The following is a 23,519-nucleotide window of genomic DNA, read 5'->3' on the forward strand; positions in this document are numbered from 1 at the left end:
TTTAAGCCAACTGAATTCCTTAATAAAAATGCATTCATTCTTCGAGCAAGTTATATTCAGTCTTTTTGTTCTCTTTCATAACAAAAAAAATATAAAAGGGTGTGTCTTAGAAAAAGCAAACTTGGTATCCACACCAAACTTGCTTTTCATGTTCTAAGAAGATCAAAGCTTCAATACGCATGATTACACTTTAATCTTAATAATCAGATTCAACCATGTATTTCATATATTTTACAACCATTAAAGCAATCTTAAATGTTATAGCATCTTCAAACACCCTTAAATCTAATCCGGTGTTTTTTTGTAGCTTATCCAAACGGTATACCAACGTGTTTCTATGAATATAGAGCTGTCTAGATGTTTCTGAAACATTAAGACTGTTTTCAAAAAACTTATTGATGGTGGACAGGGTCTCTTCATCAAAATCATCTGGAGATTTATCTTGGAATATTTCGGAGATAAACATCTTACATAAGGGGATTGGAAGTTGATAAATCAAACGTCCTATACCTAAGCGGCTATAAGCCATGATATGGGTTTCCGTATAAAAAATCTTGCCGACTTCAAGTGCCATTTTAGCTTCTTTATAGGACCTTGATACATCCTTTATGTCTCTTACTGCTGTACCTATGGCTATAAATACCGAACTCATGGCTTCTGCATTAAGCGTATCAAGAATCATTTTTGCAATACGATCAATCTCTTCTTGTCCATCTCCCTCTTTAAGTTCCTTAACCAATATGATGTTTTTCTCATCAACAGCAGTTATGAATTCTTTGGTTTTTGATGGGAATATATTTCTGACCACTTCAAGGGCATTGTTATCCTTTTCCATTTTGGTTTCAATGATAAAAGCAACGCGTTTGACGTCAGTATCAATATGAAGTTTTTTAGAACGGTTATAGATATCCACCAGTAATAAATTGTCCAAAAGTAAATTCTTAACAAAGTTGTCTTTATCAAAACGTTCTTTGTAGGCTACAAGTAAGTTTTGTATCTGAAAAGATGCAATCTTTCCAATCTTGTAGACATCTTCTGCCTCGCCTCTAGCTGATATAACATACTCAACCGTATTATCATCAAAGACTTTAAAAAATTGGTATCCTTGGACCAGTTGGCTCTCTGCTTGAGAGTTTACAAAATCAGGTACAGCAAAATTATACTCATCCATTTTATCTTCTTCTGTTGCGGCTAATACTTTACCTTCTGCATCCATAACACTCAGTTCAATTCTTGTTATCGTTTTAAGTCCATCGATGGTCGTTTGCAATATTTGATTAGATATCATATGATAGTCTCCTTATACTCAGTATCGAGCTACTCGTATAGCTACAATTCACTTCGAGCTAAACCTAATTCTATTCTATAGTATATTATTCAAAATTAAAAGAGGAAATACACATTTTTGTGCATTCCCTCGAATTTTAATTTATTTTGGGTTAGTTTGTAATAACTTGCTCTGTTTCTTTATCAAATATATGTAGTCTTTTCAAATCAAATGCTACTACTACTGTTTCACCAGGCTTAGCTTTTGATCTTGGACCTACACGTGCGGTACAATCATAAGTATCCACCGAACCAATTAGAATGATCTCTGCACCTAACATTTCAGTAACATTGACTTCAAAGTTTACTAATGCTTTTGGATGAGACTCTATAAAAGCTTCTTCGTCATGAATATCTTCCGGACGAATACCCATGATAATCTCTTTACCAATATAACCACCATCTATAAGCTTTTGTGCTTTTTCTTCTATTAATAAAACTGAATTGGTACCAAAGAGTAATGAAACTTCATTATCGGTTTGTTCCACTTTTGCTTCTATGAAGTTCATTTGTGGTGAACCAATGAAACCGGCAACAAATACATTGTTTGGTCTTTCGTATAAGTTTGAAGGCGTATCACATTGCTGTATAATACCATCTTTCATAACAACAATTCTTGTACCTAATGTCATGGCTTCAACTTGGTCATGTGTTACATAGATAATGGTTGTTTGTAGCCTTCTATGCAATTTTGAAATCTCAACACGCATCTGAACCCTTAATTTGGCATCTAAATTAGATAGAGGTTCATCCATGAGGAATACCTTAGGTTCTCTAACAATCGCACGGCCCATGGCAACACGTTGTCTTTGTCCACCTGATAAAGCCTTCGGTTTACGATCTAATAATACTTCGATACCCAGTATTTTTGCTGCTTCTTGTACGCGTCGGTCAATTTCTGCTTTTGGTGTTTTACGTAATTTAAGCCCAAAAGCCATGTTATCATACACAGTCATGTGTGGATATAAAGCATAGTTTTGGAAAACCATTGCAATGTCCCTATCTTTGGGTTCAACATCATTTACCCTTTTATCACCAATAAAGAGTTCGCCTTCACTGATGTCTTCTAGACCTGCGATCATTCTTAATGTCGTCGACTTACCACATCCAGACGGACCAACAAAGATAATAAACTCCTTATCTGCCACATCAAGACTAAAATCCTGTACCGCTGTTACATTACCAGGATAAACTTTTTTAATACCTTTCAAAGATAAACTTGCCATAATTGCGCGTGCCCCCTTGCGAATTGTTATTATTCTAAGTGTTAATGTTCAGCAACTGTTATGTACTGCTGTAACTCATGAAAATAACTATACTATATCTAATTCCTTAAAACCACTGGTTAATTCAACAAAAGGCCTAGACACAATTTGTTTATATTGCATACGGGGTACGCTTTCATGTACTATTGAACACATCCTTCGACTTTTTATAGAGATTATAACGAAATTTAGGTATTTCTACATCCCTATTTAACGGCGTCTATGGGCAACTTCACCGAAGTTAACTTACTTTTTTCGACATTCAGTGAAGTGGATTTTTTCATTTTGATTTTATTTTTCTTACCTTTTACAAACTTCTTAACATAATGCCCATTTTTCATTAGAGAAAGAAGCTTATCTATAGTGAATCTTCTACAATCTTCTATTTACTGTAGAAATCTTCTAAAAATCATAATGCTCATACTCTTTAAAACCTTCACCTAGAACTTCACGAACATCCGTTACAATAACAAATGCTCTAGGGTCTGATATCTTAACTATTTCTTTGAGTTTGACAATTTCCCTTTTTGAAACCACACAAAAAAGTACATGCTTAGCTGACGCTGTAAACATACCTTCTCCTACTAAACCGGTAACACCTCGGTCAAGTTCTGACATAATGTTTTCAGCTATGGTTTTATGATGATCTGAAATGATAAATGCAGCCTTTGAAAAGTGCAAACCATCTAGAATGGCATCAATCACCTTTACCGATATAAAAACCGAAATCACCGCATACAGTGTGGCTTCTGCACCAAAGATTAAAACGCCTGAAAAAATAATCGCTGAATCAAGAATCATCATAATTCTAGCCACGGATACATGTTTTATTACATGTTGAATGAGACTCGCAGCAAGATCCGTACCACCCGTTGTTGAAAAAGCAGAAAAAACCAGGCCCAAACCCACACCCGCTAAAACACCACCAAAAACACTGGCTAGAAGAATATCATTTGTCAAGACCGGAAACCACTGTGTATAAAAAAGCGCAATAGATAAAAAAAAGGTTGCAAATAAACTCCGTCTACCAAAATCCTTACCTTTGACAATAATGGCTAAAATAAAAAGAGGTATGTTGATGACCATATTGGTGAGCCAAAGGGGTAGACCACCTTCAACCATCTTTAGGGTTAGTCCCTTGATAATAATGGCTACACCGGTTACACCACCTGTAACCATATCTAACGGTTCAAAAAAAGCATTGATTGCAATTGCCAGTATGGTCACACCGACTATAATATATAGATAATCTACCCAAGCTTTTCGTGTTCTTATTAATTCCATCTTTATACGTCTCCTATAGGTATTTCTTACCTTCAACGATAACTTTTACTAAAAAAATAGGCAATCTAACCATTCTTTTGGCACGTGTAGGTTGGGTAATCAAACGATAAAACCACTCTAATCCTAATTTAATGAACAAATCCGGTGCCCGTTTAACCTTCCCTGACATACCATCAAAAGAACCTCCAACGCCCATTAATACACTTGCATTTAGCCGATCTTTATTTTTATCGATCCAATATTCCTGCTTTGGTGCACCAAGACCAACGAGCAGAAAATCCGGGTCTAGAGCATTGATTGACGCTACAATATCTTCATCCTTATCAAAATAACCATTATGGACACCTACAATTTTTAAGTTGGTGTATTTTTCTTCCATTTTTTTCTTCGCCAATTCAGCTACACCTTGACCGGCACCTAAAAAATAGACTTTTATTTCTTTATTTTGAATCTGGTTGAAAACTTCTTGAACCAAATCAAAACCGGCCACCCTTTCCGGTAATGGCTGGCCAAGTAGTTTCGAAGCTATAACAACCCCTATACCGTCCGGAACAACCAATTCACTTTCATTAAGTATGGCTTGCAACCTTGAGTCATGATAGGCTTCCATAACAATTTCAGGATTTGGCGTAAAAACAGAAGCTTTCTTCCGTTCTTGTAAGCATTTTACAATAAAGGCTGCAGCTTCTGATCTTGTAATATGATGAAACTTGGTTCCTAATATATTAATGTTTTTTTTAACTAATCTCATTTTAATGTGTATGCCCCCTTAATCATGACAAAGGCTTTCTCAGTAATCTTTATGCCTCTTCCGTCATCCCTCGAAATCAGAAGATGATGCTGCATGGGTACAAATGCCCCACCTTTAAGGTCTAAGCCTTGAGTCAAATCTGCCAACCCATCACCATTTTCACCTTCAATAACCGTCGCCTTACCAGCTCTTAAAATAAGCTCCGTTCCACCACCACATAGAATTGTATCTCCTACTGCAGCTTCCACGACAATAAAAGAACTGCCCGATTGTCCTGCAATCTGTTGATCGATATATGCATAAATGGCCTTCATATCCATTTGTTCAGCTTCCTCGTCTGATTCAGTCGGATTAATCTTAGACAATAGTGTTGTCATGATTTCACTTGTTTTCTGGTCTACATAAGATTTTGTAACCAGTGGGTCATTGACCGTACCCGGTTCTGTAGATCCAGCCTCCATACTAATACCAATAATCCAATTGACCATAATAATGGTACATAATATTCCTATAATGACACTTATTTTCTTCTTCATCTCAAACCACCTCAATGTTTATTCTTCTGTGTTCCCTAGAACTATGATGATCTGATGTGTCTGATCCATCAATTCAGGTTGAATGACCATTTCAGAATCCTTAAATTGAGCCTTTAATTCCTCATAGGCCTCAGGTATGGGCACATAGATTTTTGTTTTTTCTACTGGTTTGTTTTCGTAGTCTATGGCTTCAATAGGATCATAACCCTGTTCTTTAAGTTTATCTCTTGTTTTACCTGCCAGTCCCATAATATTAGTGCCATTTTGTACGGATATGGTCAGACTTTTTATATCTATAATTTCTTCTGGCGACACATCGATAACCGCTTCTTCAATATTTTCAGAAGCTAAAAATGGTTCATTGATAATTTTATCCAAAAGTTCTTTCGTCGCATCATAGTCATAAATATAATAAGAACCACCTTTGTCATCAGGGTCTCTTGGTAACATATGCATAACAAAATTTTCCGGTTTGATTCGATCGAGGAAGATTAGATAATCCACCGCATTTTCAAAATTCGTGTCTACTTTGACCAACACTGCTCCGACAACATTTACCATATTTAATCTATTTTTTGTATTAAGCAATTGCTCAACAAAAGCCTTCATAAATAGCTGTTGCATCTCTACTCGGCCTACATCGCCACTGGCATATCCCGATCTGAACCGGACCAATTGTTCGGCCTGAGCACCATTTATATATTGTTCACCTTTTTTTAGATTAATATTTAAGTCTTGTAATGGATCACTATATTTCATATCCACAGGTATATTAATTTTGATTTCACCAATCGTATCTACAATATATCTAAATACATCCAGTTTTACATTCACATAGTAATCAATGGGTATGCCTAAGTTACTTTCTAAAACTTCTACTGAGGCTTCGTTTCGATCTTCAGTAACATAGGCTGGTATGGCATTAATTTTTACGACTTGATTCACATCACTTCTTCGCTCTTTGATTGTACTGTACATATCATCAGGTATTTTCACCTTTGTATCTCGTGGTACCGATAGGATATCTACCTTACCACTTTCATGGTGAAAAAAAACAACCATCGTTACATCGGTCCTATAACTGTCTTCATCCACACCAAAAACAGCAAATGTGGTCAACTTCTTGTCACCGAAAATATCTTCTCCATCCGGGTCTGCAGCATTTGCTGCGCCATACTCTGTCAAGTTGTATTTAGATAGATCCAACATACCGCCGATACTATTACCCATCACCACAATATAGATAACTGTACCTATACCAACAACTGCCATGAGAAGTGCAAAGGTTGATAAAAATATTTGTATGAATTTATTGACCAATTGTTTTTTTTGCTTTTTTTTTGACACCATGAAGCCTCCTATATACATTCGTTATGAATAAATTAATCTGTTGATGCATTTTCATTATTTATGAGCGAATCTACAGCCTCTCTCGCTTCTTCAAGCTCAAAGTACTGCATCCAGCGTTCATCTACCAACTCTCCATATGAGGGGATGGTTATCATATTTTCAGGTGATAATACATGTTCCAACTCCAAATTGAAAAAAAATTCAGCATATTTCAACATAACAACCATTCCGAAATCCGTATCAATGTACTTATAGCCTTTTGAGACCAGCTTACTGATCTGATTAAAATCTCTGCTTCCCAACACCTGATCCACCATGGCCGCAATGAATGCTTGTTGTACTTGAATTCTTTGTAAATCACCCATTTTGTATTTACGGTATCTGACCAATTGCTCTGCTTTATCACCATCCAGATGTTGCAGACCTGGTTGAAGATCTATATGTAAATCCTGAACTGGATCCATATAATACATTCTTTGAGGTACATCAAATTCAACACCACCAACCGCATCCACGACTTCACGTAAGCCTGAAGTGTCTATGGTCATTATATAATCAATCTCTAATCCTGTTATACCTTCAGCTATTAGTCGTACGTCTTCAAGGGCTCTCTCATCCCATCCAATTAGAGAATAAATGTTATTGATCTTAGCATGAGCAATCCTATTATTAGGATTGTTCTCTTTTATGGTCTTGAAGGGCTCTTCATCAAAGTAAATCTCCAAATCTCTAGGGATGGAAATAAGTTGTACCTTATTCTCTTTAGGATCAATGTGACCAACCATAAGAACATCTGTCAAACCGCCAGACGTGTCAAAACCAATAAAGAGGCCATTAATCGTCTCCGGTATGGCTTTTGCTGCCTCTTCTGCTTCTCGTTGTGCATCCTGCAGTTCTTGATCTCTTAATTTTTGTGCATCTAACTCAATTCTTATTTGTTCCTGTGCAGCTCTTTCTTCGCCATTCATTTCTATAACAGCAATAAAGGACATAGCTATAATACCCAAAGTTATGCCCAACAATAAGCCCATATGATTCGTAAATTTATCCATTCATGGTACCCTCCATATTCACTTCCTATATAATAACATATTTTTCACAAAATGAAAGCTTTGTAACACTTATTTAAAGGTTCAACATACCCTTACCCAATAGATGTATTATTTTCTTTGTATTCATCCCAAGTTTCTTGTATAGTATAGTTAACTAATCGCTTAAAGAAAGAAGGCATAGAATATGACAAAAAAACCTGTAGCACTTGTCACCGGAGCCTCACGTGGCATTGGCGAAGCCATAGCCTTAACCCTGGCTGAACATGGTTATGACTTGGTTATAACTTCCCAAAAAAGCCAAGTTGACTTAGAAAATGTTGCACGGAAAATAGAGAATAAAGGTGCACGTTGTCTGTGGATGACTTCTGATGTTGCCTCCTATGAAGATACTAAAAAACTTTTTGATAACATCGCTGATTTTACTGACCATTTGGATTTATTGATTAATAATGCTGCCTTTTCTTATATAGGCCTATTAACAGATATGTCCGAGAAAACGTGGCACCGACTTCTTAACATTAACCTAACGGGCTTGTTTCACACCAGCAAATTTGCCATACCTATGATGGTTGCCAGAAAAAAAGGGGTGATCCTAAATATTTCTTCCATTTGGGGTGATATGGGCGCTTCCTGTGAAGTGGCCTATTCTGCTTCAAAAGGTGGGGTCAATAGCTTCACAAAAGCATTGGCTAAGGAATTGGCACCTTCAAACATACGCGTAAATGCTGTGGCCTGTGGCGTTATTGATACGCAAATGAATGCATGGCTATCCGCTGCTGACAAAGATACGCTCATCTCTGATATAGGCCTTGGACGAATGGGAACCCCCCAAGATGTTGCCAATACCGTTTTATTTCTTGCTTCAGATCATTCTGAGTATATCACTGGACAAATCATAACCGTAGATGGGGGCATATAATCCGAATATATAAGGCATACAAAAGCCAGACGAAAGATATTCGACTGGCTTTTCTTTATTATTCTTACTGATTTATTTAAACTGTTGCAACCATAACTGCTTTTATTGTATGCATTCTATTTTCTGCCTCGTCAAAGATAATTTGAGCATGTTTTTCAAAAATATCTTCTGTGATTTCATAGCCTTTTACAGCCGGTAAGCAGTGCATCACAATTGTCTCAGGTTTATGTGTCATTTCTAATAAGTCTTGGTTGACCTGATAAGGTTTTAGAAGTTTGAGCCTTTCTTCTGCCTGCGCCTCTTCGCCCATGGATACCCAGACATCTGTATAAATCACGTCTGCCGCTTCTACCTGAGCTACATCTTCTGTACATACAATTTCAGCGCCTGATTCTAGAGCGTATTCTTGGCACACCTGAATTAAATCCGGTTGGGGCCATAAACTTTTAGGGGCAATCACTTTAAAATTAACACCCATCTTTGTCATACCAATCATAAGGCTATTACCCATATTATTTCGTCCATCACCTACATAGACAAAATTCAAGCCTTTTAGATACCCAAATTGTTCTTTAATGGTTAGTAGGTCTGCTAGAATCTGTGTTGGATGGTAATCATCCGTTAAACCATTCCATACAGGTACGCCACTGTATTTTGCCAATTTTTCCACAACGTCTTGCTTAAAGCCTCGAAATTGGATACCATCAAATAGTCTACCAAGTACCCGTGCTGTGTCTTCAACGGATTCTTTATGCCCAAGTTGAATATCATTTTTCCCAAGATATTCAGGATGGCCACCTTCATCGACACACCCTACTGTAAAAGCACATCTTGTTCTTGTTGAGGGTTTCTCAAAGATCAAGGCTATATTCTTACCTTCGAGTAACGTCCCTTTAATACCCATGCGTTTCTTTTGTTTTAAGTCCTTGGATAAGTCGAGTAAATATTCAATTTCTGCTTTTGAAAAATCCTTCAATGTCAAAAGACTTCTACCTTTTAAATTCACTGCCACATCATCACCTCTGTATTTTTATTCATAAAAACTTATATTTATAATATATCAATTCTTGTTTTCTGTCAAGCGTTATCCTTGTGACTGAAGCTAAAGGATTCTTCTATGATTTCTGCACTTACAGGTCTAAAAATCTCTCTTTCAACTTCTGTTACATATTCGTTTTCACTTTTTAATGCTTCATCTTCAAAATACTCTTGAGAGTTTATTACCATTTTACCTCGGCGATCTATCCGATTATATCTACACTCTCTGTCTTTGATTTTACCTTTTACCACATCCATCAACTGCACTTCCAGCATGTTTTTTACTCTGGCTTTGATATGCTCATCTTCAATAGGGAAAAACAATTCGACACGACGATCAAGATTTCTTGGCATGAGATCCGCGCTTGAGAGATAGATTTCTTCATTCTCATCATTTGCAAAATAGTAGACGCGACTATGTTCTAAATATTTACCAATGATACTTCGAACCGTAATGTTATGACTGATACCCTCAATGCCGGGAATTAAAGAACACACACCTCTGACGATCAGTTCAATCTCCACACCGGCCATCGAAGCTTTATAGAATTCTTCTATCATTTCTTGATCGCATAGTGAATTCATTTTTGCAATGATTTTTCCCTTTTTACCTTGAAGGACGTGTTGAATTTCTCGGTGTATCAACGCAACAAATTTTTCTCTAAGTCCTGTCGGTGCCATCGCGATTTTTAATAACTTTGGTGTATCTGAATAGCCTGAAATAGCATTAAATATCGAAGACACATCTGCGCCCATTTTCTCATTACAGGTGAACAACCCAACATCCGTATAAAATCTTGCAGTTATATCATTGTAGTTTCCTGTTCCAAGATGAACATAACGTCTAATACCGGAAGCTTCACTTCTTACAATTAGGGTGACCTTACTATGTGTTTTCAAGCCTACAAGACCATAAATAACATGGCATCCTGATTTTTCAAGACTTTTGGCCCATTGTATGTTATTTTCTTCATCAAACCTAGCTTTTAGCTCTACCAGTACTGTCACCTGCTTGCCTGCTTCTGCAGCTGCAGCAAGAGCTTTAATGATAGGCGATTGTCCACTTACTCTATAGAGTGTCTGCTTAATGGCTAAGACTTTCTCATCTTTTGCTGCAGCGGTTATAAGCTCTACAACAGCATCGAATTTCTCAAAAGGATGGGAGAGAAAAATATCCTTCTTTTGAATCGCTTCAAAAAGGTCTGTCTCACCTAATAAATCCTTAGGTTCACATGGATCAAAGTCTCTGAACTTAAGATGATCATAACCTTTAAGACTATATAATTTCATTAGAAAGGTTAAATCAACAGCGCCAATGATATAGTAAATGTCTTTGGAATGGATATCGACTGACTTTTTCAGTTTTTTTAATAGTTTAGCATCTATATGACTCTGAACCTCAAGCCTTATGCCCTCGCCCCATTTTCTTTTTTTGATGGATTTCTCGATTTCAATCAATAAATCTTGTGCTTCTTCTTCATCTATGGATAAATCGGAATTTCTCGTCAACCGATAGGCGCTTGAACACTTCACATGGTAGCCTACAAATATCTTATCAATATTATTCATGATAATATCTTCAAGTAAAACAAAGGACTTCTCCTGCGGATTTTCACTGGGTACTGTTACGAATCTAGGTAATACGGAAGGTACTTGTATTGTCGCAAACACCTCATCATCTTCTTTTTTTAATATAACTGCCACATTAAGACTTTTGTTCAAAATCAAAGGGAAAGGACGGCTGGCATCCACACCCATGGGTGTTAATACCGGATAGATGAAATCTTCAAAATACTCATCTAGATAGTCACTCTGATCCTGATTCAGCTCTTTTGGAGATAAAAAGTGGATTCCTACTTTTTTCAAACCCGGTATGATGGCTCTTTTGTATAAGTTTCCCCGATCTTCAACCATTTCATGAGTATAGTCGGTGATGGCCTCAAGTTGCTCGCTTGCATTCATACCGGAAAAATCAAGTTTTTCATAACCTACGTTCACTTGTTCTTTTAGAGAAGCAACCCGTACCATAAAGAACTCATCTAGGTTAGAACTCACTATAGAGAGAAACTTTATACGCTCAAAAAGTGGATTTTCCGGATTTTGAGCCTCCTCCAGCACCCTTCTATTAAAACTCAACCATGACAGTTCTCTATTTTCATATAATTGACGGTCTTTCAAATCTACATTCATTTCAATGCCCCCTATAACTCTCGCTTAATAATCAGAACCGGTTTTATTCCAAATACTTCTTTGAAAAATTCTGATTTTTTTGCGAAATTCCATTCTTCCAATGTGGTGTTTTTTACAGATTTACCTCTAATGATTAATTCTTTATCTTTAACTCTGACTGACTCAATCTTTATTTTTTGTTTGTGACTCCGATCTAGAGCATCTGCCATACGAATGATTCCAATAAGTTTTGCTACAATAATACGCTCTCTAGTTGGTAATGCAGCCAGATTTCTATCTTGATCCTTAGGTACAACAATGCCATGATATCTAGCAATATTTGCCACCATCTCCACTTCCAATGTAGACATCCCAAACAATTCCAAGGATTTTATGAGATTATAAGAGTGTTCATTATGGTGATCCAAGCTTATAAATTTTCCTATATCATGTAAAATGGTTGCTACCCGTAGCAAAATACGTTCTTCTTTCATACCGTGGATTTTTCTCAACTTATCAAAGAGCAGTAATGCATGTGCCTCAACATGATTACAATGGGTTTCATCATAGTTGAATTTTTTAGCCATTACTGTTGCGCTAGTAATGATGTCTTGTGTGGAGATATCATTGGTATGAAGATTATAGATGTCTTCATGAATGTAACGAATGATACCGTCTGCCAAAGATATATTAGGTATGATGATTTCTCCTGCAGTGGTTTTGTCAACAAACATGTTGATTAGCATGAGAGAGGGAACGATGATTTCGGCTCTTTCTCTTTTAATCGCATAATCTCTTTTGATTTCATCTGTCGTTTTAGACATGATTTCATCTGATATAGCCCTAAAGTCCTTTTTCTTCATTCTGTATGTTTCTTCTGTTACATCTTCATCCATCAAACTTTGAATAACACCAATTTCACCACCTATGACAATCAAATGTTTATAGGCATCTTTATCTTTTAAAAAATCTAAGTCTTCCAAGTTTGCTTCAATGTATTCTCTAAGAACTTTGTAGTATTTTGTCGTTTGGTTTTCAAGCGCGCCTAAGATTTCTTTGATCCTTAACGCACCCATCTTCACATTTTGACTGGATTTAAGTTCACCTTTTAGAAAAGTTGTGATTTGAATACTACCGGCACCTATAACAATAACAACCGCACCTTCAGCTGTTACTGTATTATAATGCTCCAACTTATGCTTAAGTGCTTTTAGGGTCAGGTACTGTTCTTGAGAATTGTCGATAATACGAATATCAAGACCTGTCTTAAGCTTAATCTGATCCATTATATAATCCTTATTAGAAGCTTCTCTGATTGCACTGGTAGCCATCATAACATACCTTTTTACACCATAATCATCCATTGTCATTCTAAAGTTTTTGAGTATTTCGCAGGTCTTATCTACAGACTCAAAGCTTACTTTTTCATTGGCAAAGGTATCATGACCTAATACAGCTATTTTCCGAAATTTTTCAAGCAATCTGAAATCACCTGCTTTATTAATCTCACCGATTTTCATTCTTATGGCATGAGAGCCTACATCTATCGCCGCTATAAGGTTTTTTGACATATTAACATCTCCTAGTTCTATGATTAAATGAACCTACATCCTATAATTATACCATATTATCCTAACGGATTATGTAATGTTCTATTAAATACTATGTTAACTTTTATTCTGGGATGTGATTTATTTAGATTTATGATATAATAGCTACAGTAAAAAACCGTGGTTTTATAAACCAATGGGTGGAGGTTTTTATGTCCGACTTACAAAACAGCGTCGAGCTTCTAATTAAGAACCATATTGATGTCTTGAATAGCAATCAAAAAGAGAAAAATTCCAATCATATCAGCCATCAGGACTTTACATTAATTGAAGAATTGTACGAGCATGATGAATTGGGCATTGTCCTCATTAACCATTTTGGTCATATTGAATACCGAAATAATAAATTCTCTAAACTTTTTATGCTGGATAAATATGAGAAGACTTTCTCCAATCTACTTAACCTAAGCCAATTACCACTTGATATAAAATATGAAAACAAGATTTTCCTATTGACTTATCCAAGTGGTTTAGTTGCTAAACTTATCTTGAACCATCAAATTGTAAGATTCCAAAAGACATCACTGCTACTTTTGAAATTTAGTGATCAGACAAAATTCCTTGAAAATGAAAGCTTCAATCAAGATTTTCGTAAAAAAGTAGCCTTGTATTTCAAACATCTTGAAGCACCAATGTTCTTAATTAATCAAGAAGGATATATCGTTGATATACCTCAAAATAACCTGAAAGTATTTGGTAAGCCACTAAAGGCTATTCAAGGCGACAGTATTTTCGAAGCCTTCCCTTATGATTATGCTAAAGAAATCATGGACCGTTTGCAACATACCGGTGAAAAAATCAAACTTTACTTTCAGTACCAACACGACTTGACTCAATCCATCCAAGTTCTGGATACAACATTACATAAAATAGGCGATGGTTTAACCTTGTGCCATATAAAAGATGTGTCTGATTTGAACACGATGTCTTCCACCCTAGAGTACTTAAATAATTTCGATCCTCTAACAGGCTTTCTTAACCATACACAATTCGAGTTAAAGTTGAAAGAGCTGAACCAACATGGCTTTTTACCTCTTGGTGTTTATGTTCTAACAGTTCAGGGCCTTAAGAAGCTTAATAAAACGCTTGGGTATACGACTTCCGACCAACTTCTTGTAGAAATTGCTCATGACTTAAAATCATCTGCGAGCCAATATGAGATTCCTTGCCGCATAAGTGGTGATACCTTCGTCCTTTTTTTCCCAAACTGTTCCTCGGGAACTTTAAATAAATTCTTGGAAAAAATGGACCAATCACTGATCTCCTATCATGAAAAATATAAAAAACACTTATTAACCTATACACAAAAAAGTATGATGATTAAAACGAAACAAACCAATCTTTCTAAAACGGTCAAAGGTCTATTACCTTAATAAATAACAACAATTGGAGGTTTTTATGGCAAAACTTAAATCAAAATGGCGTTCTATTACACTGGGCTATCTTGTAATCAGTTACTTTGTAATCGTCGTCATAAACCGCTTACCTGTTTCCTATTTTTTAATTGGCTTTGGTATATATTCTCTAATGATGATCATCCTATTTTTCGGTACTTTTGTCGGCGTTCTTGGTGTTCTTATTCAGACCTTTACTAGGGACAACCAGAAGGCTTTACCACTCTATAAGTTAGCTTATAAACTAGGCACACAAAACACGACCATCTTAGCCACCTACGGTCTTTTACTGCTTCGAAATAATGAAGTGAGCCAGGCACTAAACTGCTTTGATAAGGGTCTTGAAACAAATACTTATTTCCTTACTACAAAAACATTGATGGGCAATAAAGCCATCTGCTATTGGAAACTGGGACAGCTGGACAAAGCCATCCAAATCTATTATGATTTTTTTGATCAATATGGTGCCGAAAATCAAGTCTTTCTAAAAAATCATACCTATGATGACGATACGATTCGTACAGTTGTAAAAGATAATCCTTATTTCTTCCCTCAAGACTTCACCACTTTGGGCTATCTATTTATGCTAAAAGAAGATTATGTCAAAGCGACTTTCTTTACAAAGGCTGCTTTAAATAAAAAAGAAGACTATGCTTCAGCCTATGACAATATGGGTCAGATTGCATATAGGCAAAACAATCTGGTTATTGCCAAAGAATATTTTCAGAAGGCGCTAGAGCTGGATGAAAATGCTCCAGATACTTTGTACCATATGGGCTTAATCTATCAGTTGGAGCATAATAACACAGAGGCACTTCAATATCTAAAAAAAGCTAAAAGTTGTTATCTTGACGGCTTAAGCACCATTACTTATGATATGATTGATACCGCCATCAAGCACACTACATAAGAAAAGCCACTCTAGTCGTCCTTTGAAAACTAGAGTGGCTTTTTTATATAGTGAATGCGTTTGTATCTCTTTGTCTTATGGCTTCGTATACCAATATACTCGTTGCAACTGCGACATTAAGACTTTCTGCCTCTGACCGCATAGGAATTTTTATATATTCTGTCGCAAGACCGGATAAGTCATTGCTAAGTCCGTCACCTTCATTACCCATCAAAAAGCATGTTCCTGCAATATAGCTGCCTTCATAATGGTTCTTTGTTCCATTCAGATGCGCTGCAAATATCTGAATGCCTTTTTCCTTTAGGTCTTTAACATAGCTGCATAAATCTATATCTTTTAGGATATTCAATCTAAAGATTGCACCCATAGTGGCTTTTACTACTTTTGGATTGTACAAATCGACTGTCCCTATAGACAATACCACCATATCCACCCCTGCTGCATCTGCTGTTCTAAGGATTGTACCTAGATTGCCTGGGTCCTGAACATTTTCTAGGGCAATTATTAAAGGATTTATAGGTAGAGAACCCTCTTCCATAAAAGGCTTCATATGAACCGTCGCCAGAATACCTTGAGATGTTGTCTCATTGCTTATGGCTTTCATGACTGTGTCACTGACCTGCTCAACATCCCAATCTCCATATAGCTCTAAAGAGATAAATTTATCCATTTGAGAGGTTTGTACATAAATACGTTCAATCTGCTCAGTCGGTATTTCTTTGATCAGACGCCAGCCTTCTACTACAAATTTCTGAGACTGCTTACGGTACCTATGGTTGTTTTGAAGTTTTTGTATTTCCTTTATTTTAGGATTCGACAGACTACTTATCATAATTATCCTTTTTAATAACGTTAATTTTTCTAAGATCTTCATTCGAACCAATAACAACCAAAACGTCTGATGCCTGAAGAACAAAATCCGCACCAGGTGTAATGGTTATTTCTTCACCTTTTCGAATGGCCATAACATTAATACCATAATTGGCACGCATGTTCAATTCTTTTAGGGTCTTACTAACCCATTCGTCAACAACTTCGATTTCAACAATACTATGATCAATGGATAATTCAATATAATCAATAAAATTCTCTGAGATCAAATTATTAGCAATACGCGTACCGATTTCTCTTTCCGGGAAAATGACTTTGTCTGCGCCCACTTTTTCAAGCACCCTTTTATGGATTTCGTTTTGAGCTTTTGCAAGTACATAAGGCACGCCTAACTCTTTCGCCAATATCGTTGCCATAATACTGGCTTGAAGGTTATTGGATATTGCCACTACCGCTACGTCAAAATTACCTATACCTAGAGCTTTTAGGGCATCTCCATCTGTAACATCCGCTTGTACCGCATGAGTAACAAGATCTGCCACATCCTGAATCACTTCTTCTTTAATGTCAATCGCCAAGACTTCTTTACCATTATAAGCCAAAGTCTCTGCCACACTTCTACCAAATTTACCTAATCCGAATACTACAAAATCATTTCTACCTGCCATAACTATGCCTCCATTTATCCTACCATTACTTTTTCTTCAGGTTTTCTAATGTTAATCTTTTTCTTCTCATGCCTTATTGTGAGCGCTACAGCCATGGTAATCGGTCCAAGCCTACCAATAAACATGGTCAAACTCATAATTAATTTACCAAATTGAGTGAGTCTTTGAGTCTCACCTAAGGAGAGTCCTACTGTAGCAAATCCGGATACTGCTTCAAATAAGATATCCATAAATCCACCCGATTCCGTTATAGTAAGTAACATGGTTACACCTATGACCACAAACAAACTAATCATAACTACTGCAAGGGCTCTTTTTATGGTGTTTCGAGGGATGCGTCGATCAAATGCTTCTGTGTCTTCTTTCCCTCTTACAACCGACAGTACTTCAAAGAATATGACGCCAATGGTAACAGTCTTGATACCGCCAGCTGTTCCCGCCGGTGATCCGCCGATAAACATCAAGATGATGGTGACAAACTTAGATACATCTGTCATATCACTGTTATTAATTGTATTAAAACCTGCTGTTCTCGTCGTTACTGATTGAAACATGGCACCTAAAACCTTGTCTTTTAGAGGTAGATTTCCCAGGGTTGCATCATTGAATCCTTCCAGGGAAAAAAAGATAACAAAACCAACCATAATCAGACTCGTCGTAATTACTAAAACTAATTTTGTGTGAAGGCGTAAATGCCTAAACCACCTTTTGAGCTTCAAGCCTTTTAGTCCAATTCTCAACTCATTTTTTGTAACTTTTATGACATCCATCCATACTGTAAAACCCAAACCACCAATAATAATCAGTGTCATAATTGTAAAATTAATCGTAATGCTACCGACATAAGGCATAAGACTACTATCACCAATAATATCAAAGCCGGCATTACAAAACGCTGATATGGCGTGAAATATACTGTAGAATATTCCTTTTGTACCATATTCAGGTACAAATTTAAATGATAGAAACAAGGCACCAATCGCCTCTAAGATTAATGTACCTATAATGATGTTTTTTGTCAATCGAACCATACCTGACAAGGTACTCTGGTTCAAAGATTCTTGTATCATCATACGATCTCGCAAGCTTATTTTTCTACCTAGAATCATAAATATAGTACTGGCAATGGTCATAAACCCCAGTCCGCCAATTTGTATGAGCATGAGAATAATCACTTTTCCAAATGGGCTCCAATGGGATGCTGTATTAAGGACGACTAAACCAGTTACGCACACTGCTGAAGTGGCTGTAAAAAGGGCATCAATAATTCTAGTGCTTTCGCCTGCAGCACTTGCCATCGGAAGACTTAATAGAATTGCTCCCAAAAAAATAAGCATCAAAAATCCCAAAACCAAAACTTGTGTCGGCTTTAAATTAACATCCAACTGGCTTTTTGTTTTATTCATAAGTAACCTTACCTCTCCAACATCTCAAATGCTTTTTCAAAAACATACGAACAAGCTAATGTACATTATATAACTTAGAGATTAAAAATGCAATAACACAAACATCATGGTATAATATACTCTATATGACTAAAGGAGGATGACTATGATTAAACATATTGTTATGTGGAATATTAAAGAAGATCTTGACCTGGATGCAACAAGAGAAACACTAAAAGAAAAATTAGAAGCTTTACTTGAGAGTGTAGAAAGCTTAAAGGAAATATCCGTCGGCTTCAACTACAACGATTCAGAAGCTAAACGTGATATCGTCTTGATGACAAGCTTTTTGGACAAAGCCGGACTTGACGCTTACATCGTTCATCCTGCCCACATCCAAGTCGGTCAGTATGTAAGAGCAGTTACAAAAGATCGGGTTGTCGTCGATTATGAATATTAGTGTTTAAGTATTAAAAAGGAGTTGCATTATGCAACTCCTTTTTAATACTTATAACCATCCATGATCATTCTTATCTTCAATCGTTTCAATCCATCCAAAATCATCTTTTACATTACCATATTGCATGCCTGTTAAAGTATCATATATTCTTCTGGTTATAGGACCAATTTCATTGTTATGCACCACAAAGTCAAGACCTTTGAAATGAATGCCACCAACCGGTGATATGACCGCTGCCGTACCTGTACCAAAGACCTCTTCCAAATCCCCATTTTTTGAAGCCTCAATGATTGTATCCATGGAAATCCGTTCTTCATAAATCGGAATATCCCATGACTTAAGTAGAGATATTACAGAATCTCTTGTGATTCCGGGTAAGATGCTACCGGATAAAGCCGGCGTGTATACTTTACCACGAATTTTAAAGAAGATATTCATGGTACCTACTTCTTCTACATAACGATGTTCTATGGCATCCAGCCATAATACTTGAGCAAAACCTTCGTTTTTTGCATTTTTCTGAGCAATCATGCTGGCACCGTAGCTACCACCTGTTTTGGCTTCTCCCACACCACCTTTGGACGCTCGAACATAGGTATCTTCCACATAGATTCGAACCGGGTTTAAACCTTCTTTGTAATAAGCACCCACCGGGGATAGGATAATCATAAATAGATAGGATTTAGAAGGATTTACCATAAGTGTTGGCTCAGTGGCAATAACAAAAGGTCTTATGTATAAAGATGTTCCCGCTTCCTCAGGCACCCAAGAAGCATCTGTGTGAACCAATGTCCTAACCGCTTGTACAAAATCTTCAACCGGTATTTGTGGCATGCAAATACGGTCATTGGTATTGTTGAGTCGCTTCCCATTCATGTCCGGTCTAAAAAGATTAATTTCTCCATCTTGTCTTCGATAAGCTTTAAGACCTTCGAACATTTCTTGACCATAATGAAACACCACCGCTGAAGGATCAAGATGCAAATCTTCATAAGGCTTTACTCTCGGGTTATGCCACCCCATACCTTCTTGGTAGTCCATCACAAACATGTGATCCGTAAAATAGTTTCCAAACCCTAGATTGTTGGGATCCGGTTTATCTTTGAGCTGCTTTGCTTTTATAATATCAATAGTTAACATGACAACACCCCCGACTTTCAATTATATTCGTTTCATTATATCAAACTCGAGGGAAGTTAACAAGAAAAGAAGTCTTGCTAATACTGCGTCACATAGGATTTTAATTTTTCCGGCAAGGCACTCACTCTATATGAATACTCACCATAGTCCTTATAGATTAAAGTAATTCTATAACTGTCTTCCGGGTCCTTGGAATAATCATAAGGTAACCCGAAAATAATATCAATGATATCATCATCCACTATCCCGGCGGAATCTATCTTTCCTTGTAGCTGCATCTCCTTCACATACTCAGGCGGTATATCACCTTCCATGTCGGGCGTGACTACCGGTGTTATACGCGCACTCACAATACCTTCTCTGTTTGGTATGATGCCTTCATACCCATTCTCCTTCAACCATGCTTTTGTATGTTCAAAACTCGGCCAAACATTCAGGCTATGATAGTTTAGAATTTCATAATCCTCTTCTCTTGTATCATCACCTTTTGTTATAGCAATATCAATGGTTCCCCAGTTGTCATAACTGACTTCTTCCCTATAGGACAATAGCATAAAATCTTTTCGATAAGCCTCAAATAAAGAGTTGCTTTTATCTGGACTAATATTTCTTTCCTGACCGCCACGTCCCCATATATTAATTGTAGATATTTTGGGATGGGTTAATATGGCTTCAATGTCTTTAATACGTCCTTGTTTGTAACCTTCAGATTCATGAAGACGGGCAAATGCTTCTTCCATTTTTGGGTTTTCATACATTCGATTTACTCTTTTACCATTCTTCAGTACATATACCAGATCCAACCTATATACACGGCTATTATATCCCATATCTTGCTCGGCATGAATCGCAGTTTCATGAAGATTAAGCACTTCTTGAACGGATGCTTGCTCCGTAAAAACCAGCTCAAAATTGGCTTCACTTCCATACAATACGGATTCATCCGTCATTCTACCTTGTCTTGGATTGCTATTTTCGCCATAAACAACATACGCTACCTCTTCTGAATTCGGGACATAAGATTCAAAACCAATCAAATCAAAGTCTACAATCACAAGGGCTAACATAAAAAGACCAACGACGACTAACCATGATTTGTAATAGACAAATATTCTTACCGTTTTTTCTGCTATCATCTTCGTGACGCCGTAACCAATAAGTGCACCAAAGAATACGCCTACATAAACGCCCAGTGAACGGTTATCATAAAACATAGAGCCTAGCATATTAGCCAGTGTCAAAGTAATCAACACCGTTAATAAGCCTATGAAACCAATCTTTGCAAAATCAAAAGCGATTAAGTCATGATGCCTTTCTAGATTTCTTTTTTTATACAAAATATAACTTGCTGCAACAGAAATACCTAAATAAATAACCAGCACCAGAAAGCCTTTAATCAGAAAATCTGTATTACTTGCATCCACCATTCTTCCGATGGTGTAATAAGGTGTCATCAATAAATGTAGTGCCTCTTCGTCTAAGTATGTGGAAAAGCCTTTTAGCGTCCAACCAATCAAAATCTTACCAAATTCAACAATAGCAACTGGGATGGCCATCATAACATACGTTAAAACGGCCTGAAGCACCGATGACCCCACCAGCATGCCAAACATAACGGTTATGTAGAAAATAGTCATGCCACTTAAGATCATACCTATAACGTAGATACTTAAATGCAAGGCAAGATCTGAAGCCGGATATCCCTTTGACACAAGAATGGCATAAGATATAAGCGTATTTACAAGCAAAGGTATACCAAATAAAATCACAAAAGATATCATATGACTAAAGAATAAGGTCTTGCGACTCACCGGAAAAGCATGAATCGTTGCCAAAGCTTTTTCATCTTGAATATATCTGAACAAGACAATTCCTAGAATCACAGGTAGGAAAAATAAGATAAATACATCCCAACCACTTGGTATTTTGTAAAGCAAATGATCCATTTTATGGGTTGTGCCAAGTGTATTCATAAGCATACCAAAATTAACCACTAAAAAGTGTATAACAAAGTATAATATGCCAATATAAGCAAATCGTTTAATGTTATTTTTAAGAATGGCTTTATTATAGAATGAGGTTTGTAACTTCATAGCCTTCCCCTCCAATCTCATATATAAATATTTCTTCTAATGTTAAGGGTATAAAATCTACCAGAACAGGTTTCATAGGACTTAAGGACTTTTCGATCTCGTCTCTTAAACCTCTTACGATTATAGTATGTACAGACCCAACTTGCATTGCTTTAAGTGGGTTCAAACTTTTAAGCGTTACATCTGAATTCTCAAAAGCCACTTGAATCTTGTGAATATCTGATTTCATTTCATCTAAGTCTCTTTCAAGAAGCAACTTACCTTCATGTAAAATACCCACATAGTCACATACATCTTCTAATTCTCTGAGATTGTGGGATGAAACGACCACTGTCATGTTTCTTTCGGCCACATCTTGCAACAGAAGCGACCATATTTGACGACGCATGACCGGGTCAAGTCCGTCAACAGGCTCGTCTAAAATCATAACATCCGGCTTCGTGCAAATCTCTAACCAAAAGGCCACTTGCTTCTTCATCCCTTTAGAGAGCTGACTGATTTTCTTTTGAATAGGAATCTTAAGGAGTGCTTGTATCCTTACAAAACGATCACGATCAAACACATCAAACATATCTTCATAAAAATCCGCCATATCTTTAATGGTGGACATAGGGAAATAATACAGCTCATCCGGAATAAAACGAATACGCTGCTTTAAGCTAATATTATCTTCTACAACCTGACCGTCAATAAAAACCTGTCCTTGATTCTGCCTAAATACCCCAGTCATGATTTTTAATAAAGTTGTCTTGCCTGCACCATTTGGTCCGACCATACCGTATACAGAACCTTTTTTTACATGTATGTTAATCTGGTCAAGGGCTTTGAACGTCCCATATGACTTTGTTAAATCTATTGTTTTAATCATTGATTTCCACCTCTCTTATAAGCATCTTTCAGGAGATCCATAAGGGTTTCTATGGGTATATTCAATAGCTTTGCTTCAAGAATGGTTTCCTTTAGCTTTTTCTTGACCCCTTCAATTTCCTGATTTCTATATACAACATCCAGTTTTTTTGCGAAATTGCCTCTACCTTGAAGGGCATAGATATACCCATCCTGTTCTAACTGTTTGAATGCCTTCAAAATGGTGTTAGGGTTTACTGTCAATAAGGACGCAAGCTCTCTGATAGACGGTAATTGCTCATCTTCCTTGATATGGCCTTCCAGAATCAATCTTCTAATATTTTCATACATCTGTTCGTAAATCGGAATTCGGCTTCTAATATCCACTTGAAACATAAGACACCTCCTGTATTAACTGTATTATATAACATAATACAGTTAAGTGCAAGTCTTCTTTATTACGTAAAGATATACATTAAAATATCCTGCAGA

General features: G+C 36.7%; 22 protein-coding genes. 4 read left to right on the plus strand and 18 right to left on the minus strand.

Annotated elements, in window-relative coordinates; genetic code table 11:
* Positions 1–196: 196 nt before the first annotated feature.
* The 8 genes from PATL70BA_RS04900 to PATL70BA_RS04930 form a co-directional block, all read right to left on the minus strand.
* Positions 197–1,288, minus strand: coding sequence for a PucR family transcriptional regulator (locus PATL70BA_RS04900; RefSeq protein ID WP_125136326.1), 1,092 nt, complete (start codon positions 1,286–1,288; stop codon positions 197–199).
* A gap of 151 nt (positions 1,289–1,439) precedes the next feature.
* Entirely contained in the window at positions 1,440–2,552 is a 1,113-nt protein-coding gene (locus PATL70BA_RS04905) for an ABC transporter ATP-binding protein (RefSeq protein WP_125136327.1), read from the minus strand.
* 245 nt (positions 2,553–2,797) lie between these two features.
* A complete protein-coding gene (locus PATL70BA_RS16725) occupies positions 2,798–2,932 on the minus strand; it encodes a hypothetical protein (RefSeq protein WP_279233229.1) in 135 nt (44 codons plus the stop codon).
* 61 nt (positions 2,933–2,993) lie between these two features.
* A complete protein-coding gene (locus PATL70BA_RS04910) occupies positions 2,994–3,875 on the minus strand; it encodes a YitT family protein (RefSeq protein ID WP_125136328.1) in 882 nt (293 codons plus the stop codon).
* Between the two features lie 13 nt (positions 3,876–3,888).
* Positions 3,889–4,626, minus strand: a complete 738-nt coding sequence (locus PATL70BA_RS04915; RefSeq protein ID WP_125136329.1) for a WecB/TagA/CpsF family glycosyltransferase — start codon at positions 4,624–4,626, stop codon at positions 3,889–3,891.
* A complete protein-coding gene (locus PATL70BA_RS04920) occupies positions 4,623–5,162 on the minus strand; it encodes a hypothetical protein (RefSeq protein ID WP_125136330.1) in 540 nt (179 codons plus the stop codon). Before PATL70BA_RS04920 ends, PATL70BA_RS04915 begins: the two co-directional genes overlap by 4 nt.
* An 18-nt stretch (positions 5,163–5,180) precedes the next feature.
* Positions 5,181–6,512, minus strand: a complete 1,332-nt coding sequence (locus PATL70BA_RS04925) for an LCP family protein (protein ID WP_172596106.1) — start codon at positions 6,510–6,512, stop codon at positions 5,181–5,183.
* A gap of 32 nt (positions 6,513–6,544) precedes the next feature.
* Positions 6,545–7,564: an LCP family protein gene (locus PATL70BA_RS04930; protein WP_125136332.1), complete on the minus strand. Its 1,020-nt coding sequence runs from the start codon at positions 7,562–7,564 to the stop codon at positions 6,545–6,547.
* 184 nt (positions 7,565–7,748) lie between these two features.
* On the opposite strand from PATL70BA_RS04930, the gene ymfI reads away from it, so the two are divergent.
* Positions 7,749–8,483, plus strand: a complete 735-nt coding sequence (gene ymfI / locus PATL70BA_RS04935; RefSeq protein ID WP_125136333.1) for an elongation factor P 5-aminopentanone reductase — start codon at positions 7,749–7,751, stop codon at positions 8,481–8,483.
* A 76-nt stretch (positions 8,484–8,559) separates the two neighbouring features.
* On the opposite strand, the gene argF is transcribed toward ymfI, so the two are convergent.
* From argF to PATL70BA_RS04950, 3 genes are all read right to left on the minus strand, one after another.
* On the minus strand, positions 8,560–9,489 hold the full coding sequence (argF, locus tag PATL70BA_RS04940; RefSeq protein ID WP_125138408.1) for an ornithine carbamoyltransferase: 930 nt from the start codon (positions 9,487–9,489) through the stop codon (positions 8,560–8,562).
* A gap of 71 nt (positions 9,490–9,560) precedes the next feature.
* The gene (locus PATL70BA_RS04945; protein WP_125136334.1) at positions 9,561–11,711 is read right to left on the minus strand and encodes an RNA degradosome polyphosphate kinase; all 2,151 of its coding nucleotides are present in this window, start codon (positions 11,709–11,711) and stop codon (positions 9,561–9,563) included.
* 11 nt (positions 11,712–11,722) lie between these two features.
* The gene (locus PATL70BA_RS04950) at positions 11,723–13,261 is read right to left on the minus strand and encodes a Ppx/GppA phosphatase family protein (RefSeq protein ID WP_125136335.1); all 1,539 of its coding nucleotides are present in this window, start codon (positions 13,259–13,261) and stop codon (positions 11,723–11,725) included.
* Between the two features lie 191 nt (positions 13,262–13,452).
* On the opposite strand from PATL70BA_RS04950, the gene PATL70BA_RS04955 reads away from it, so the two are divergent.
* A complete protein-coding gene (locus PATL70BA_RS04955; RefSeq protein WP_125136336.1) occupies positions 13,453–14,673 on the plus strand; it encodes a GGDEF domain-containing protein in 1,221 nt (406 codons plus the stop codon).
* A 25-nt stretch (positions 14,674–14,698) separates the two neighbouring features.
* Complete coding sequence (locus PATL70BA_RS04960) at positions 14,699–15,604, plus strand: tetratricopeptide repeat protein (protein ID WP_125136337.1); 906 nt, start codon at positions 14,699–14,701, stop codon at positions 15,602–15,604.
* A 43-nt stretch (positions 15,605–15,647) separates the two neighbouring features.
* Here the strand turns inward: PATL70BA_RS04960 and PATL70BA_RS04965 are convergent, their stop codons facing one another.
* The 3 genes from PATL70BA_RS04965 to PATL70BA_RS04975 are packed head-to-tail and all read right to left on the minus strand — an operon-like array spanning position 15,648 to position 18,509.
* A complete protein-coding gene (locus tag PATL70BA_RS04965; protein ID WP_172596107.1) occupies positions 15,648–16,436 on the minus strand; it encodes a TrmH family RNA methyltransferase in 789 nt (262 codons plus the stop codon).
* A complete protein-coding gene (locus PATL70BA_RS04970; protein ID WP_125136339.1) occupies positions 16,426–17,103 on the minus strand; it encodes a potassium channel family protein in 678 nt (225 codons plus the stop codon). The genes PATL70BA_RS04965 and PATL70BA_RS04970 overlap by 11 nt, the downstream gene beginning before the upstream one ends.
* Positions 17,104–17,117: 14 nt before the next feature.
* Positions 17,118–18,509: a TrkH family potassium uptake protein gene (locus PATL70BA_RS04975; RefSeq protein WP_125136340.1), complete on the minus strand. Its 1,392-nt coding sequence runs from the start codon at positions 18,507–18,509 to the stop codon at positions 17,118–17,120.
* A 145-nt stretch (positions 18,510–18,654) separates the two neighbouring features.
* On the opposite strand from PATL70BA_RS04975, the gene PATL70BA_RS04980 reads away from it, so the two are divergent.
* The gene (locus PATL70BA_RS04980; protein ID WP_172596108.1) at positions 18,655–18,948 is read left to right on the plus strand and encodes a Dabb family protein; all 294 of its coding nucleotides are present in this window, start codon (positions 18,655–18,657) and stop codon (positions 18,946–18,948) included.
* A gap of 48 nt (positions 18,949–18,996) precedes the next feature.
* Here PATL70BA_RS04980 and PATL70BA_RS04985 read toward each other — a convergent pair whose 3' ends face one another.
* The 4 genes from PATL70BA_RS04985 to PATL70BA_RS05000 form a co-directional block, all read right to left on the minus strand.
* A complete protein-coding gene (locus PATL70BA_RS04985) occupies positions 18,997–20,088 on the minus strand; it encodes a branched-chain amino acid aminotransferase (RefSeq protein ID WP_125136342.1) in 1,092 nt (363 codons plus the stop codon).
* Between the two features lie 77 nt (positions 20,089–20,165).
* A complete protein-coding gene (locus tag PATL70BA_RS04990; RefSeq protein ID WP_125136343.1) occupies positions 20,166–22,181 on the minus strand; it encodes a DUF6449 domain-containing protein in 2,016 nt (671 codons plus the stop codon).
* Positions 22,156–23,049 (minus strand): ABC transporter ATP-binding protein, encoded by an 894-nt coding sequence (locus PATL70BA_RS04995; protein ID WP_125136344.1) that lies wholly within the window; start codon positions 23,047–23,049, stop codon positions 22,156–22,158. Before PATL70BA_RS04995 ends, PATL70BA_RS04990 begins: the two co-directional genes overlap by 26 nt.
* On the minus strand, positions 23,046–23,423 hold the full coding sequence (locus PATL70BA_RS05000; protein WP_125136345.1) for a GntR family transcriptional regulator: 378 nt from the start codon (positions 23,421–23,423) through the stop codon (positions 23,046–23,048). The genes PATL70BA_RS04995 and PATL70BA_RS05000 overlap by 4 nt, the downstream gene beginning before the upstream one ends.
* Positions 23,424–23,519 lie beyond the last annotated feature (96 nt).

Origin of the sequence: Petrocella atlantisensis, assembly GCF_900538275.1 — a bacterium.
Lineage (GTDB): Bacteria > Bacillota > Clostridia > Lachnospirales > Vallitaleaceae > Petrocella > Petrocella atlantisensis.